The organism is Agrobacterium sp. MA01 (genome assembly GCF_009650195.1).
Taxonomy (GTDB): domain Bacteria; phylum Pseudomonadota; class Alphaproteobacteria; order Rhizobiales; family Rhizobiaceae; genus Allorhizobium.
The window spans coordinates 1769832-1785472 of the sequence record NZ_CP045854.1; the positions used below are offsets into that span (position 1 = coordinate 1769832).

General features: G+C 60.6%; 14 protein-coding genes. 1 reads left to right on the forward strand and 13 read right to left on the reverse strand.

Features of this window, described 5'->3' with window-relative positions:
• Positions 1–137: 137 nt before the first annotated feature.
• The 4 genes from bmt to GH983_RS08725 all read right to left on the reverse strand — a co-directional run bounded on the left by bmt (position 138) and on the right by GH983_RS08725 (position 4460).
• A complete protein-coding gene (gene bmt / locus GH983_RS08710; protein ID WP_054148140.1) occupies positions 138–1157 on the reverse strand; it encodes a betaine--homocysteine S-methyltransferase in 1020 nt (339 codons plus the stop codon).
• 124 nt (positions 1158–1281) lie between these two features.
• Positions 1282–2334 (reverse strand): glycine betaine/L-proline ABC transporter ATP-binding protein, encoded by a 1053-nt coding sequence (locus GH983_RS08715; protein ID WP_153762178.1) that lies wholly within the window; start codon positions 2332–2334, stop codon positions 1282–1284.
• Entirely contained in the window at positions 2327–3241 is a 915-nt protein-coding gene (locus tag GH983_RS08720) for a proline/glycine betaine ABC transporter permease (protein ID WP_054148093.1), read from the reverse strand. Before GH983_RS08720 ends, GH983_RS08715 begins: the two co-directional genes overlap by 8 nt.
• A 220-nt stretch (positions 3242–3461) precedes the next feature.
• Positions 3462–4460 (reverse strand): ABC transporter substrate-binding protein, encoded by a 999-nt coding sequence (locus GH983_RS08725; RefSeq protein ID WP_069041404.1) that lies wholly within the window; start codon positions 4458–4460, stop codon positions 3462–3464.
• A gap of 998 nt (positions 4461–5458) precedes the next feature.
• Here GH983_RS08725 and GH983_RS08730 point away from each other — a divergent pair.
• On the forward strand, positions 5459–6913 hold the full coding sequence (locus tag GH983_RS08730) for a cobyric acid synthase (RefSeq protein WP_069041403.1): 1455 nt from the start codon (positions 5459–5461) through the stop codon (positions 6911–6913).
• Between the two features lie 42 nt (positions 6914–6955).
• On the opposite strand, the gene GH983_RS24460 is transcribed toward GH983_RS08730, so the two are convergent.
• From GH983_RS24460 to GH983_RS08765, 9 genes are all read right to left on the reverse strand, one after another.
• Positions 6956–7081: a hypothetical protein gene (locus GH983_RS24460; protein WP_256367281.1), complete on the reverse strand. Its 126-nt coding sequence runs from the start codon at positions 7079–7081 to the stop codon at positions 6956–6958.
• A 136-nt stretch (positions 7082–7217) separates the two neighbouring features.
• Positions 7218–7340, reverse strand: coding sequence for a hypothetical protein (locus tag GH983_RS24465; protein WP_256367282.1), 123 nt, complete (start codon positions 7338–7340; stop codon positions 7218–7220).
• A 769-nt stretch (positions 7341–8109) separates the two neighbouring features.
• Complete coding sequence (locus GH983_RS08735) at positions 8110–8757, reverse strand: carbon monoxide dehydrogenase subunit G (protein WP_054148096.1); 648 nt, start codon at positions 8755–8757, stop codon at positions 8110–8112.
• A 13-nt stretch (positions 8758–8770) separates the two neighbouring features.
• A complete protein-coding gene (locus GH983_RS08740; RefSeq protein ID WP_069041401.1) occupies positions 8771–9589 on the reverse strand; it encodes an XdhC family protein in 819 nt (272 codons plus the stop codon).
• A gap of 2 nt (positions 9590–9591) precedes the next feature.
• Positions 9592–10779, reverse strand: coding sequence for a VWA domain-containing protein (locus tag GH983_RS08745; protein ID WP_153762179.1), 1188 nt, complete (start codon positions 10777–10779; stop codon positions 9592–9594).
• 1 nt (position 10780) lies between these two features.
• Complete coding sequence (locus GH983_RS08750; protein WP_153762180.1) at positions 10781–11662, reverse strand: MoxR family ATPase; 882 nt, start codon at positions 11660–11662, stop codon at positions 10781–10783.
• A 14-nt stretch (positions 11663–11676) separates the two neighbouring features.
• Complete coding sequence (locus GH983_RS08755; RefSeq protein ID WP_054148100.1) at positions 11677–14106, reverse strand: aerobic carbon-monoxide dehydrogenase large subunit; 2430 nt, start codon at positions 14104–14106, stop codon at positions 11677–11679.
• Positions 14103–14603 carry a (2Fe-2S)-binding protein gene (locus GH983_RS08760; protein WP_069041398.1) on the reverse strand — a complete coding sequence of 167 codons (501 nt, stop codon included), beginning with the start codon at positions 14601–14603 and terminating at the stop codon, positions 14103–14105. The genes GH983_RS08755 and GH983_RS08760 overlap by 4 nt, the downstream gene beginning before the upstream one ends.
• A 10-nt stretch (positions 14604–14613) precedes the next feature.
• Positions 14614–15480 carry a xanthine dehydrogenase family protein subunit M gene (locus GH983_RS08765; protein WP_153762181.1) on the reverse strand — a complete coding sequence of 289 codons (867 nt, stop codon included), beginning with the start codon at positions 15478–15480 and terminating at the stop codon, positions 14614–14616.
• Positions 15481–15641: the final 161 nt, after the last annotated feature.

A 15641-nucleotide genomic window follows, 5' to 3' on the forward strand; every position in this document is an offset into this window, starting at 1 on the left:
ATGTCTGTTTTGCTGCCTCGACGCCATCAGCCAACTCTTCGTCATCTGCGGCTCCGTCGGCCGATCCCCTCAGCTTACCGTGGAAACAGAAAGGGCGCCCTGTGGCGCCCTTTTCCATTTGCATTCGTTTGGCTGTCTCAGTTGCCGCGACGGCGGGGGCGACGGCTGCTTTCCTGCGCGCCGCTCTCGTCTGCGGTCTTGTTGCGCAGCGGCCCGATGCGATCGACGATGACGTCGAGCGTCGGGCGGGGCCCGGGCGTATAGTCGTCGAGCGCCTTGCGCATGGCGGCGAGATGATCGCAGGACGTCCCGCAGCAGCCACCGATAATCTTCGCACCGGCATCGCGGGCGAGGCGTGCATAATCCGCCATCAGCGGCGGCGTGCCCGAATAGAAGATCTCGGTTCCCCTGAATTCCGGGATGCCGCAATTGCCTTTGACGATCACAGTCGCCTCCGGATTGGCCCCGGTCATGTCGAGCAGGCTCTGCAGGATGTCGGAGGCGCCGACGCCACAATTGGCACCGACAGCCAGCGGACCGGTCCCGATGTCGGGCGCAACACCATGAATGTCCTTCGGGTGAAGACCCATCATCGTCTTGCCGGCCGTGTCGAACGATCCGGTAAAGGTATAGGGCATGCCGACCTTGACGGCGGCCTCGGCAGCCGCGCGGATTTCGTCCGCCGAGGACATGGTCTCGATCCAGGCAACATCGGCACCGCCCGCTTTCAGGCCTTCCATCTGCTCGACAAAGGCAGCAACAGCTTCCTCGTAAGACATCGCACCGAGTGGGATCAGCAACTCGCCGGTCGGGCCGACAGAGCCGGCGACGATCACCTTGCGCGGTGCCTTGTCGGCAACCGAACGAGCGATCTCTGCGGCCTTCTTGTTCAGTTCATGAACGCGGTCCTGGGCATGGTGCAGCTTCAGGCGATGGCGCGTGCCGCCGAAGGAATTGGTCAGGATGATGTCGGCGCCGGCATCGACGAAATCCTGATGCAGCTTGACGATCTTTTCCGGCTGGGCCTCGTTCCAGAGTTCCGGCGCCTCACCGGCCTCGAGGCCCTGAGCGAAGAGGTTGGTGCCGGTCGCGCCGTCGGCGAGCAACACGCCCTTTTCGGCCAGAAGTTCGGAGAGCGGATTGGAAGGGGTTGCCATGGCGGATCCTTTGATTGACATGCCAATCATATAAAGAAGTCTTTATATGGTTTCAATCTCGAAAAAGAGAGCGGCCCCGCGAGAGACGGGGCCGTATTGTAGAAGACATCGATTGGTATCGTCGCTATTCGGCGGCGATCTGGTTGTCTTCGTGACTCTTCGGCGTGACCATGGCGGCAATGATCTGCTGGAGATCGACGCGTCCGATTGGCGTGCCGCCGTCGTTGGTGACCACTGCGCTCGATTGCCGGGCATCCGTCATGGTGCGGGCTGCAGCCTCCAAGACCGTTGCGCCCGGCATCGCGAGACCTTCGGCAGTCCCGGTCAGAGGCCCCATGATCGTGTCGAGACGGATGACACGGCCGCGGTTCACTTCCTTGACGAAGGCCGAGATGTAGTCGTCGGCCGGCTGCAACACGATGTCCTGGCCGGAACCCTGCTGAATGACCTCGCCATCCCTCAGGATCGCGATCTTGTCACCGAGACGCAGCGCCTCGTCGAGATCGTGGGTGATGAAGACGACAGTCTTTTTCAATTCCTGCTGCAGATCGAGCAGAACCGTCTGCATATCGACGCGGATGAGCGGATCGAGAGCCGAATAGGCTTCGTCCATCAGCAGAATGTCAGCATCGTTGGAGAGCGCCCGGGCAAGCCCCACACGCTGCTGCATGCCACCCGAGAGTTGGTTCGGATAATGCCCCTCGAAGCCCGAGAGCCCGACGCGGTCGATCCAGCGGCGACCGATCTCCTCGCTCTTTGAGCGTGGAATGCCCTGGATGTCGAGACCATAGACGGTGTTTTCGAGCACGGTGCGGTGTGGCAGCAGTGCGAATTTCTGGAACACCATCGCCGTCTTGTGGCGGCGAAACTCTCTAAGCTCCAGCGGGGTCATCTGACAGACGTCGACGCCGTCATAGAGAACTTCGCCCGACGTCGGCTCGATCAGCCGGTTGATGTGGCGGATCAGTGTCGACTTGCCGGAGCCCGACAGGCCCATGACGACGGTGATGCCGCCGCCGGGCATCTCGATGTTGATATCCTTGAGGCCAAGCACATGTCCGTGGGTCTCATTAAGCTCCGACTTCGACATGCCGGCCTTCACCTGGTCGATGAAGGCACCGCCATTGGGGCCGAAGATCTTGTAGAGATTGCGGATTTCGATGTCGTGACTAGCCATGGACCACCTCCGTGTGGCGCTGAAGGCGCTTGCCGTAAGCCTGGCTGGCGCGGTCGAAGATGATGGCGATGGCAACGAGCGCAAAACCGTTGAGGAACCCGATCGTCAGGAACTGGTTGGAGATCGCCTGCAGCACGTTCTTGCCGAGCCCGCCGACACCGATCATCGAGGCGACGACGACCATGGCGAGCGACATCATGATGGTCTGGTTGATGCCGGCCATGACGGTCGGCAGCGCGAGCGGGATCTGCACGTTCATCAGTTTCTGCCGCGGTGAGGACCCGAAAGCATCTGCCGCTTCCAGCACTTCGCGATCGACCAGTCGGATGCCGAGATTGGTCAGGCGGATCATCGGCGGAACGGCATAGATGACAACGGCGATGACGCCCGGAACCTTGCCGATGCCGAAGACCATGACGACCGGAATGAGGTAGACGAAACTCGGCATCGTCTGCATGACGTCAAGGATCGGATTGATGATGGATTGGGCTCTGTCTGACCGCGCCATAAGGATCCCCAGCGGGATGCCGATGATAATGGCGAGCAGAGTGGACACGGTGACGATGGCCAATGTGATCATCGTATCTTCCCAGAGACCGACGAAGCCGATGAACAGCATGCCGATGATCGTCAAACCTACGATGCGCATGTTGCGGCTGGCGTAATACACAATCAGGACCATGACCGCCAGAAAGATGAACCAGGGCGTGCTGACGAACAGCGCTTCAAGCCAGTTCAGGAAGAGCTGTAGTGGATGGGTCACCGCGTCGATGACATTGCCATAGGCACGCACGAAGCCCTTGAAACTGTCATCGATACTCTTCCGCGCGACGCGCATGACGGTATCGTCGATTTCTGGAAACCTGCACAGCACTTCGGGCAGGTAGTTACATAAAGTCGAAGCCATCTCGTTCCCCTTGTCGACCCTCGCACTTTATGACGTGTGAAACGCTGCGATGGGCCCCTGACGGCGATGCCATATTCCCGAGTGAGAGGCTAATTGAGTTCCGGAAGGGAATTCATGCCGTCTGCGACGTCGGGAGTCGTTGAATGGCGTGATGCGGCATGCCGCTTCGCAGAAAGCGCGGCGGGCACCAGGGCCCGCCGCAGTTAGTCGTCGATCTTGCTTAGAGAGACGCCTTGACCTTTTCGGCGACCTCAGGGGCGACCCAGGTCGTCCACATGTCCGGATAGGTTTCGAGGAAGTGCTTGGCGCCGTCTTCGTTGGTGCCCTGGTTTTCTTCCATCCAGGCGAGAACCTTGCCGACGGTCGCGTTGTCCCATTTGCGGGTCTTCACGTAATCCATGGCAACGCCTGCCTTTTCGGCAAAGCCCTTGGTGACGACGGTGTAGACGTCGGAAACCGGATAGGCATTTACCTTCGGATCAGCGCAGTCTGGAACGGCGGTGCACGCATCCCAGGAGGCCTTATCATGTTCAACGCCGAAGGAGAGCTTCACCATCTCGTACTTGCCGAGAATTGCGGTCGGAGCCCAGTAATAACCGAGCCAGCCCTTCTTGTTTTCGAAAGCGTTGGCGATCGAGCCGTCAAGGCCGGCAGCCGAGCCGGTATCAACCAGCTCGAAACCCTTCTCCTTGGCGCCGAGTGCACGATAGAGATTGGCGGTCGAGACCTGGCAGTTCCAGCCCGAGGGGCAGTTGGTCACTGCAGCCTTGGTTGCATCTTCCGGCGCCGGGAAAAGCTCCGGACGGGCAAGCGCATCTTCGACAGTCTTGATGTCCGGATTGGCGTCGGCGATGAACTTCGGAATCCACCAGCCTTCCACGCCGCCATCCGACAGCAACGGGGCGGCCTGGATCAGACGACCTTCGGCAATGGCTTCGTCAAGCGCGGTACGCACGGCATTGACCCAGAATTCCGGAGCCATGTCCGGCTGGCCTTTTTCATTCATGGAGGCGAACGTCGGCATCGTGTCGCCGGTGACGACCGTCACCGAGCAGCCATAGCCGCTTTCCAGGATGATCTTGTCGACATAGGCGGCGACACCGGCCGACGCCCAGTTCATTTCGGCAATCGAAACATCACCGCATTCGGCAGCCTGGGCAGAGCCGGCAACTGCGTAGAGACCCGCGGCGAGAATGGTGGAAGCAATCAGCTTCTTCATGGAGTTAAGACCTCCCAGTCTTATCTTGCAGCGTTCATCGGGAAGGGCAGGGGCGGCTACTGCGGACCGCGCTGCCAATTTTGTCTTCATGCGCATGAGCGCCCGGACGCGTCTGGCCGGTGCGTCATCCAGTGGACCAGGCCTTGTCTTAAGGGGCGTTGTTGCCCGTCGACCTCGTGTCACGACACTAAGCCTACGTCTTTGGTTCCGAAAATCAACCTCTCGCGACCCCTGTCATCAACGGCGGCAGCGGCGCCAAGCTATTGTTGCGACTGATTTTGCCGCATTTCGGCATCGGCGCGAGGTCAATGCGCCCAACGGACGAGCAGTTGTATCGGGCGGAACAGAAGCGTGGTTTGGCTGCAATCCAACGTGAGACCTAACCTGTCCCAACTGCGTCAATATGACAGGCGCGAAGGCGCGCGCGTGCAGGTACAAAAAAAATTGAAAAAATGTCGCCCGCGGCGGCGGGCTAACGATCCGGTAACATCTACAGCGGTAGATGAGAGGGCCGACGCGTTACTGTCGGTTGCGCCCCGGATCGATTATTGCGTCCCGGGGCGTTTTGTTTTTCAGGCTCGACCGGTAGTCAGAGTGACTTCGCAAGAGGCGCAGTCAGCTATGGGCCGCCAGCTGAGAATCAACCCTTGCGAAACGAGATCGGATTGCGCACTTCCCAGCGTGCGATGGTCTTGTGCTGCGGCGCGCGGCCGTTCCAGGCGATAGCCAGGCTATTGCGGTTCTGCAGGATGTAGAGCATGGGTGTTTCCTAGATTGCCGCGCTCTTGAGGGCGCTGGTTTCGAGCAGCAGATAATCACTGCGAAGTCTCCGCACCAGCGCGCAAACCGTCATTGAATGTCGCAAATGATCAACTGCTGAGCTATCGGCCGCGACAGGCTGCCGCAGTGTCGCATTTGCATCAACTTTGCGGGCGAGATCGCTGCAAGATCATGAAAAATAGGCAGACAATGCCGCGGCGGAAACGGGACAGGATACGATGACACGAGCGATCATGTTGCAGGGGACAGGATCGGATGTCGGAAAGACGATACTTGTGGCCGGACTGTGCCGTCTGGCTGCGAACAGGGGGCTCAAGGTGGCGCCCTTCAAGCCGCAAAACATGTCCAACAACGCAGCCGTCTCCGATGACGGCGGGGAGATCGGCCGTGCGCAATGGCTCCAGGCGCTCGCCGCCCGCACGCCGTCATCCGTTCACATGAATCCTGTTCTGCTCAAGCCCCAGAGCGAAACTGGCAGCCAGATCATCGTCCAGGGCAAGGTCTTCGGCCAGGCCAAGGGTCGTGACTACCAACGGCTGAAACCGCAGCTTTTGGGCGCCGTCCTTGAAAGTTTTGAAACTGTCTGTGCGGGTAAGGACCTCGTCATCGTCGAAGGCGCCGGCTCGCCCGCCGAAATCAACCTAAGGGCGGGCGATATTGCCAATATGGGCTTTGCCACCCGCGCCGGCGTGCCTGTAGTGCTTGTCGGAGACATCGATCGGGGAGGGGTGATCGCCTCCCTCGTGGGCACGCATACGATACTGCCGGACGAGGATCGCGCCCAGATCATCGGCTACATCATCAACAAGTTCCGTGGTGACGTCACGCTGTTCGACGACGGTCTTTCGGCGATAGGCACCTTTACCGGCTGGCCCTGCTTCGGCGTCATCCCCTGGCTGAAGGCCGCCGCGCGCCTGCCGGCAGAGGATTCCGTCGTCCTGGAACGCCTGGTCAAGGGCACCGGCGGCGCCTTGAAGGTCGCCGTGCCCGTCCTGTCGCGCATTGCCAATTTCGACGATCTCGATCCGCTCGCAGCCGAACCGGAGGTCGATCTCGTTTATGTCCGCGCAGGCGAACCCTTGCCTGTCGATGCTGGCCTGGTGGTCCTGCCTGGCTCCAAGGCCACGATTGCGGATCTGGAGGAACTACGGAGCCACGGCTGGGACCGGGATCTTGCAATGCATGTCAGGCGCGGCGGACGCGTAATCGGCATTTGTGGCGGCTATCAGATCCTGGGTCGCCAGATTTCCGACCCCCTTGGTCTGGAAGGCGCGCCACGCACAGTTGACGGACTTGGCCTGCTCGACGTCGAAACCGTGATGGCGCCGGAAAAAACGGTCCGCAACAGCGAGGCCCACTCTCTCGAACACGACGTCGCTCTCGCGGGTTACGAGATCCATCTCGGGGTGACCCAAGGACCGGATACGCTGCGAGCCCCGATCCGCATCGACGGCCGGGCTGACGGTGCGGGCTCCGCCGATCGGCGCGTTATCGGAACCTACCTGCACGGGCTGTTCTCGAGCGACGCCTATAGACGCAAGCTTCTCGAGAGTTTCGGGGTTCATGGCGGCGGAACGAACTATCGGGCGAGTGTCGACGCGGCCTTGGACGATCTGGCGACGGAGTTGGAAACACGCCTGTCGCGTGAATGGCTGGATGGCCTTCTAGGCTGACGGGGCGGCGCATTCTGAGCCGCCGGATGAACGGTTGTGCAATCAGGTTTCCTGCGACACATCCATCGGCGATGCCATCAGTTCGCCGCCGCCGAGCGAATTGTTCGCGTATTTTAAGGCGAGTATGCTGAGCACCGAGGCGATCAGCAGGATGAAAATGTATCTCATGGTCTTTGCTCCTGCCTGGCGATCCTCAACGAGATTGCGGCAAAACCGGTTCCTCTGAGGCCGCTTTCAAGCTGGAAATACATCGAAAGACAGCAGGCTGTGGTCGAAAAGCCACAACCCGGGTCGTCTGAGAAGATCAACCTGCGGAAACATCGGTCGCAGATGCAGTCAACCGTCCGCCACCGAGGGATTGCTCGGAATATTTGATCGCCAGGATGCTGAACACCGCCGCGATCATCAGGGCCACCGTCACACGCATGAAACCAATCCTGCCAACCTGCCTTGATCCAGAATAGGACACGGGCGTTGGTGATCGGCTAAATCAATGATTACAATCTGATCGATCTTGCGGAAAAAACAGAGCTCCACCCGGGCGCGGCACGCGAAATCCTTGCGGGCAGCTCCGGAGGGCAACCGCCGTAGGGCGTACTTCAGGTTCGGGGGAGGGCACCGTGCTCCGGCGCGAGCGATCACGCAAGTATTCGGTATGGACATTTGTGTTTCGTGGCGGACCGGGTGTCTGCCTACCGTTGAGTCTCGATCGATCTACTTTTGGCTCGTATCGTATTGAACGTACAACACAAAAGGTAGCTTTTGCCATCTTCCACACTCCATTTCGTCGCATGTCTTCGCGCCGAATTTCAGTGGTTGTAGCGGGCCAAATGGCGGGCTAGGCCGGATGCATGCGATGCGAAATGAAGTGATTTTTTGATGTTGGGCGACGCCAAGGCCAGGCGGTTGAAACCGGACGACAAGCCAGTATCGGATGGAACGATCACAGGTCTCTAATCTGGTTCCCGCAGGCAAAGTCGGGACTGGAAATCTCATTTGCGTGCCGTTCACGCACACCTGCACTGTATTCCTGAAACGCTTGTGATCTGGGACCAGAGCCGCAAGGCATCGTGAATCGGAACAGCTTGGTGGATGTGAACGCCTCAAAAGCAATATGGACGAAAACCAGATTCTTGGGAGAAATGCCTCAAGTTTTCCTGCGCACCGCTTACACGCAACGAAAGGCCGGCAGGTGTTCAGAGCAACCCTGGCTGCTCTGAACAGATCGAGGACATCATCATGTCTTCCCCCATAGCCGAATGATCGCCGGCGATGCAGCATAGGCCCGGCGTGAGGGCGAGAATGAGGAAGGCTGTGGTGCTGGTACCGAGGATGCGGCTCATCCACCCCTTGCTGGCCTTCTCTTCAGAAGGTTCTTCGACAGCAAGCGGCTCTACTACAGCCGGTTCGCCGACAACCGCGCCGAATTTCTCAAAGAAGTCGCCCGCCAGTTTCTTCGCCGTGCTGTCGATGAGCCGGCTGCCCATCTGTGCCAGCTTGCCGCCAATTTCGGCTTTCACGACATAGTGCAGAATTGTTGCATCGCCATCCGGTTCGAGCGTGACATTGGCGCCCCCCTTGGCAAAACCGGCCATGCCGCCTGACCCCTCTCCAGAGATCGTATAGCCATTCGGCGGATCCAGATCGGACAGGGTGACAGTGCCGGCAAAGCTCGCCTTGACCGGGCCGATGCGCAGCGTCACCTTGGCGACCATCTCGGTTTCGGACGTCTTCTCGATGGATTCGCAGCCGGGTATGCACTGGCGCAAGATGTCCACGTCGTTCAGAGCCGCATAGACGGCTTCGCGCGACGCTTCTATGCGTTGTGATCCGTTCATGTCCATGATTGTTCTCCCATTATGCGTTTCTTTGGCCGCGTCGCCTGATCTCGATCATTTCCGCGACGATCGAGAAGGCAATTTCGTCTGGTGTAATGGAGCCGAGGTCGAGGCCTGCCGGCGAGTGAATGTCGTCCAACGCTCTGGCATCGATCCCGTCGCCTTCCAGGTCGCGTCTCAGCGCCGCAAATTTCTTGCGCGAACCGACGAAGCCGGTATAGCGGCTTTGGATGCCAAGAACCGCCTTCAGCGCTGCGCTATCACCGCGTCCCTGGGTCGCAATGACAATATATCCTTGCTGTGAGCCGTCGGTTGGGAGGTCGAAACCATCGACCATCCGGTCCGTGATGCCAAACGCGGCATGATCGGCCTGCGGCGCGCAGATCGTGACGAAGAACCCCATGCGCCGGGCGATATCGGCAAGGGCCACAGCCACCGGAGAGGCGCCAAGAATAGCAAGGTGCGGGCGCGGCAGGACGGGTTCGACGAACACATCCATCGTGCCCTGGCTCGGGCACATGTTGCGGGCGTAGAACACGCCGTCCTTCATGTCGCCGGGTTTGACCTGTTGCACCTCAAGCAGGTCTTTCGGCTGGATGCTGATCAGGCGAGGCTGACCGTCGCGGATGGCCTCACCCGCAGCCTTCAGCACGGCACCACGGGCGCAACCGCCGCCGATCCAGCCGGCAGAGATGCTACCGTCTGCCAAGACCACAGCCTTGGCACCCGCCTTGGCAGCCGTAACCGAGACGGTGCGGACGACCGTTGCAATGGCAAAGGGCTCTCCACGCGCCTTGGTCTGACTGACCAGATCGAGAATATCGGAGGTGTCCTGCATGCTCAGATCCTCGCCAGATAGGGTTCGAGCGCCTTGAGGCTCTCCAGGTTGTGAGCCGGCGCAAAGAGATCGACGTAAGGAAGCGCCGCCTTCATACCGGCCGCCTCCGGGGCATAGTCCTGCCAGCCGATCATCGGGTTCAGCCATGCGATCCGCCGGCACCGCCGCCGGAGCGCCCGCATCTCGTCGCCCAGCCGCTCAGCCGGCCCCGTGTCGTAACCATCAGACACGATCATCACGCAGGTGCGCGAATGGATACAGCGTTTCGCATGCCATCTGTTGAAGGTTGCAAGACTGTCGCCGATGCGGGTTCCGCCGCCGCTTCCCTGGCCCATCAGCGCCATCCGCTCGACGGCACGCTGCGGATCGCGCTCCCGCAGCGCCGGCGCGATATGAACGAGGCGCGTGTGAAAAAGGAATGCCTCGGCCTCGCGAAATGCGTCGAGCACGCCATGCATGAAGCGCAGGAACACCGCCGAGTAGAGGCTCATCGAGCCGGAGCCGTCGAGAAGCACGACCAGCCGCAGCGGTTTTTCCCGCCGCTTCCGAAACACCAACTGTATCGGCGTGCCGCCATTCGCGATGCTCTTGTGGATCGTGCGCCTGAGATCAAGCCGCTGGCCTTGGCGCCGTGCCCGCATGCGCCGCGTGATGCGCGCACGCATCGAAACGGCGAGGCGTTCAGCCAGGCGATGCGCCTCGGCGAGATCGTCCGGATGCGTCAGGTGCCGGAAGTCGGTCTTGCCGATGAACTCGGCGCGGGACGCGCCCTCACGCCGGGTTTCGCCGGTCTCGAAAGCCTCTTCACCCTGACCACGCTGGACATGATCCGCGTGTTCTTGGGCCCCCTGACCGCGCGCTCCGGACGCGGCCGCCTGCACCCCGTCAGGGGCCTTTTGCGGTGCGCCCGACATCCTCGTGGCAGATTTCATGCCCCGTTTCAGCCAGAAGGCATCAAAAATCTCATCGAACATCGTCCAGTCGGAATGTCGGCTGCAAAACAGTGATCTGAGCGCCGGGCGCAGCCGCGAAGGCCGGCTGGCACTGTCGCCGCTCATCACAGTGAGCGCATCACGATATTCTGCAAGACCGACAATGAAACCATTGTCGCGCAGCGTCGCCACGAAGCCGGAGAGCTTCGTCCGCATCAAGTCGCCCAGATCTGGCTCGGCCTTCCCTAGTGCGCCCATCTCAGGCCACCTTTCCGAGCAGTCGCTCGGTAACATGGCGCGACATGCGGGCCTTGTCCTCGGCCGTCTTGATCAGACACATCAAGGTTTCATGAACCGCTTCCGGCTCGTCATGCAGATGCCGGATGTCGAGGCCGGCAAGCGTTGCGGCCCAATCGAGCGTTTCGGCGACACCCGGTGTCTTGCGCAGGTCCTCCTTGCGGATGAGGCCCACCATCGAAGCGATCTGAAGCGCCAGTGCCGCATCAACGCCCGGCAGTCGCGACAGGATGATCCGCGCCTCGCGGTCGACATCAGGAAAATCGACGTAATGGTAGAGGCACCGGCGCCTGAGCGCGTCGGACAACTCGCGGGTTCCGTTGCTGGTCAGGATAACCCGCGGAATGGTCGTCGCCGTAATCGTCCCGAGTTCCGGTATCGACACCTGGAAATCCGATAGAAGCTCCAGAAGAAAGGCCTCGAACTCCTCGTCTGCCCGATCAACCTCGTCGATCAGCAGAACGGGTGCCTTGGCCTGCCGGATGGCGGCCAGCAGAGGCCGCTCAAGCAGGTATTTTTCGGAGAAGATCGCCTCTTCGACCTCGTCGGCATTGAGGCCTTCGCGCGCCTTGATCGCCAGCAACTGCCGCTGGTAATTCCATTCATAGAGGGCCGAACTCTGGTCCAGCCCTTCATAGCATTGCAACCGGATCAGTTTTGTTTCATGCGCCAGCGCCAGGGCGCGTGCGACCTCCGTCTTGCCGACACCTGCCTCGCCTTCCAGAAGCAGCGGCCGTGACAGGCTGTCCATCAGCCATAGCGCGGTCGACAGGTCGCGATCGGGCACATACCCGACCGCGGCCATCTGCGCGGCAATCTTCTCCTGAGGAAGTGTCACTGCCATTGACTGATCCGTACTTACCCGTGCAACCCGAGACGTTCGCCGACCTTCCACAGCCGCCAGGCATCATGCGGCATCTGGATATGGCCGGCATCGAGGAAGGCATAGGCGTCGTTGACCGCATTGGAGAAGCACGGCACGCCGCCGACATGCGGGCTTTCACCGACGCCCTTGGCACCGATCGGATGATGCGGCGAGGGCGTGACGGTAAAGTCCGTCTCCCAATGCGGCGTCTCGACGGCGGTCGGCAGGAAGAAGTCCATGAAGGACGCCCCCATGACATTGCCCATCTCGTCGTAGCGGATCTCCTGGCCCATGGCACAGGCGAAGGCTTCCGTCAGCCCGCCATGCACCTGTCCCTCGATGATCATGGGATTGATGCGCGTGCCGCAATCGTCCAGCGCATAGAAGCGCCGCGTCTTGGCCACACCCGTATCGACGTCGATATCCATGACGCAGAAATAGGCGCCGAAGGGGTAGGTCATGTTCGGCGGCTCATAATAGTTGACCGCCTCCAGACCGGGCTCGAGGTTCGGCGGCGGGGCATTATAGGCCGACCAGGCGATCTCCTTCATCGTCTTGAACTTCTCTGGCAGGCCCTTGACGCGGAATCGGTCGATATCCCACTCCAGATCGCCCTCATGCACTTCGAGCATATGGGCGGCGATCATCTGCGCCTTGGCCTTGATCTTGCGGGCAGCAACTGCGGTTGCAGCGCCGGCAACCGGGGTTGAGCGGGAGCCGTAGGTGCCGAGACCATAAGGTGCGGTATCGGTATTGCCCTCCTCGATCATGATGTCGTCGGCGGGAATGCCAAGTTCGGTGGCGATGATCTGGGCATAGGTCGTCTCGTGCCCTTGCCCCTGGCTCTTGGTGCCCATCCGGGCAATCACGGAGCCGGTCGGATGGATGCGGATCTCAGCGGAATCGAACATCGCGATGCCGAGAATGTCGCAGTTCTTTGCCGGTCCCGCGCCGACAATTTCGGTGAAAAACGAAATGCCGATGCCCATCAACTCGCGCGTTTCGCCGCGTTTGAATGCCTCGCGTTTTTCCGCCTGCTCGGCACGCAGGGCCTTATAGTCGATGGCGTCCATCGCCTTCTTCATGGCGGTGTGATAGTCGCCGCTGTCATATTCCCAGCCGAGCGCCGAGTGATAGGGAAACTGCTCGGCCTTGATGAAATTCTTGATCCGCAACTCCGCGGCATCCATGCCGAGCTTCTGGGCCAAGACTTCGATGGCGCGCTCGATGGCAAACACCGCCTCCGTTACCCGGAACGAACAGCGATAGGCGACACCGCCGGACGCCTTGTTGGTATAGACACCATCGACGGCCAGATGTGCGACCGGAATGTCATAGGAGCCGGTGCAGATGTTCATGAAACCGGCCGGCCATTTGGACGGGTCGGCACAGGCATCGAAAGCGCCGTGATCGGCCAGCACATGCACCCGCATGCCGAGGATCTTGCCGTCCTTGGTGGCGGCCAGTTCCGTGGTCATGTGATAGTCGCGGGCAAAGGATGTGGTGGAGAGGTTCTCCATCCGGTCTTCCACCCATTTGACCGGCACGCCCAGCACGATCGAGCCGACGACAGAGCAGACATAGCCGGCATAAGCGCCGACCTTGTTGCCGAAGCCACCGCCGATATCCGGCGCGATCACGTGGATCTTGTGTTCCGGCAGGCCGGAGATCAGCGAGACGACCGTGCGGATGACATGCGGTGCCTGGAAGGTACCCCAGAGCGTCAGTTCGCCCTTTACCTTGTCGAACGAGGCGACCGACTGGCAGGTTTCGAGCGGCGATGGATGCGTGCGGTGGTCGACCAGCATTTCCTTGATCGTCACATCCGCCTTGGCAAAAACATCGTCTGTCGCTTGTCTGTCGCCGATCTGCCATTCAAAGATGTGGTTGGGATGTTTGCGCGGTCCGTGGGCGCCAACCATCTTGTCCTTGATGTCTTCGCGCAGGATCGGCGCATCCGGGAGCATGGCCTTGAACGGGTCGACGATGCAGGGCAGCGCCTCATAGACGACATCAACAAGTTCGGTCGCATCAGAGGCGATGTAGCGATCCTCGGCGATGACGAAGGCGACTTCCTGGTTCTGGAACAGCACTTTCTCTTCAGCCAGAACCGCCTGGACGTCGCCGGCAAGCGTCGGCATGTAGTGCAGGCCAAGCGGCTTCAGATCGGCAGCTGTCAGCACCGCAATCACCCCCGGCAGCGCCTTGGCGCGCGACGTGTCGATGCTGACGATGCGCGCATGCGCGTGGGGCGACCGGACGAAATCGCCGAACAACATGCCCGGCAGTTTCAGGTCGTCGACATAGGAGCCCTTGCCTTGCGTAAAGCGGATGTCCTCGACGCGCTTACGCTTGCACCCCATGCCCTGCAGCTTTTCGGTCCGCTCGGCGCGATCGGTGTCAATTTTGACTTGCTCGTTCATTCCGCGGCCTCCTGAAACGGTGTTCCATTGATCTTGGCCGCCGCATACTGGATGGCCTTGACGATGTTCACATAGCCGGTGCAACGACAGAGATTGCCGGCGATGCCGTAGCGAATTTCCTCCTCGGTCGGATTGGCGTTTTCCTGAAGAAGACGATGGGCGCGCAAGATCATGCCCGGCGTGCAGTATCCGCATTGCAGGCCGTGCATCATGCGGAAGCCCTCCTGCAGAGCGCTGAGCGTTCCGTCCGGATTGGCGACGCCTTCAATCGTGGTGATGCTGGCGCCATCGGCCTGGACGGCGAAGGTCATGCAGCTCTTCACCGACATGTCGTCCATATCGACCGTGCAGGCCCCACAATGGCCGGTGTCGCAGCCGATATGGGCGCCCGTCAGGTTCTGCTGCTCGCGCAGGAAGTGGATCAGCAGCGTGCGCGGCTCGACGAGAGCCTCGACAGCCTTGCCATTGATCGTGACTTTGATATGCGATTTTGTCATTGTTTCCCCCTCAACCCTTGGCGCGGGTCTGTGCCCGCTCGAGTGCCCGGCGCAGCATGATACCGGCCATCTTGGTGCGGTATTCGGCAGGCCCACGCATATCGGAGGCCGGATTGGTGATGGCCTCGGCCGCAGCGACTGCCGCATTGACGGTTGCCGCATCGAGCGTGCTGCCAACCAGAATGCCAGCGGCCTCGGACGCCCAGAGCGGCGTTTCGGACACATTCGTCAGGCCGATGGAGGCACTGGTGCAGGTGCCTCCCGCCATGGTGATCACCACTGCCGCCGCCGCCGTCGCATAGTCTCCAACCTTGCGTTCGAGCTTTTCATAGCCGTAGCCATGACCGGCAGGCGGCACCGGAATGCGGATCTCGGTCAGGATTTCGCCAGGTTCCAGAGCGGTCTCATAGGCACCGAGATAGAAATCCCGCGCCGGAACCTGGCGGCTGCCACCGGTGCCGGTCAGCTGGTAGCTGGCTCCAAGACACTGCATCAGAGCCGGCATGTCATTGCCGGGATCACCGTTGGCGCAATTGCCGCCGATGGTGCCCTTGTAGCGGATCTGTGGGTCGGCGATGACGAGGGCTGTCTCGCGAAGGATTGGAACGAGGTCTGCGAGCAAGGTACTGGTGATGACGGAATGCTGTGTTGTCATCGCCCCGATGATCACATCAGTGCCGACCACTTCCAGGCGACGCAACCCCTCGATAGCGGTGAGATCAACGAGATGCTCAGGCGCTGCCAGCCGTGTCTTCATCAGCGGTATCAGGCTGTGACCGCCGGCCAGCGGCCGGGCATCCTCGCCGAGTTGCAACAACAATGCGACAGCGCTTTCGACTGTCGTTGGCCGATGGTAATCGAACGTGCCAGGTATCATCCGTCGCTCCTCCCAAAGCTTCGTCTCGCATCGTTAAAGGCCGAACCTCCTTGGCCTTTGTCGAGTCAGCACAGCAGGCGATGAATGTTGCCGCCAAACAATGGCAAGCACACCAAAACGCCTCCATTTGCACGAAATGCAGCGAGTTGCGCACGAAATGC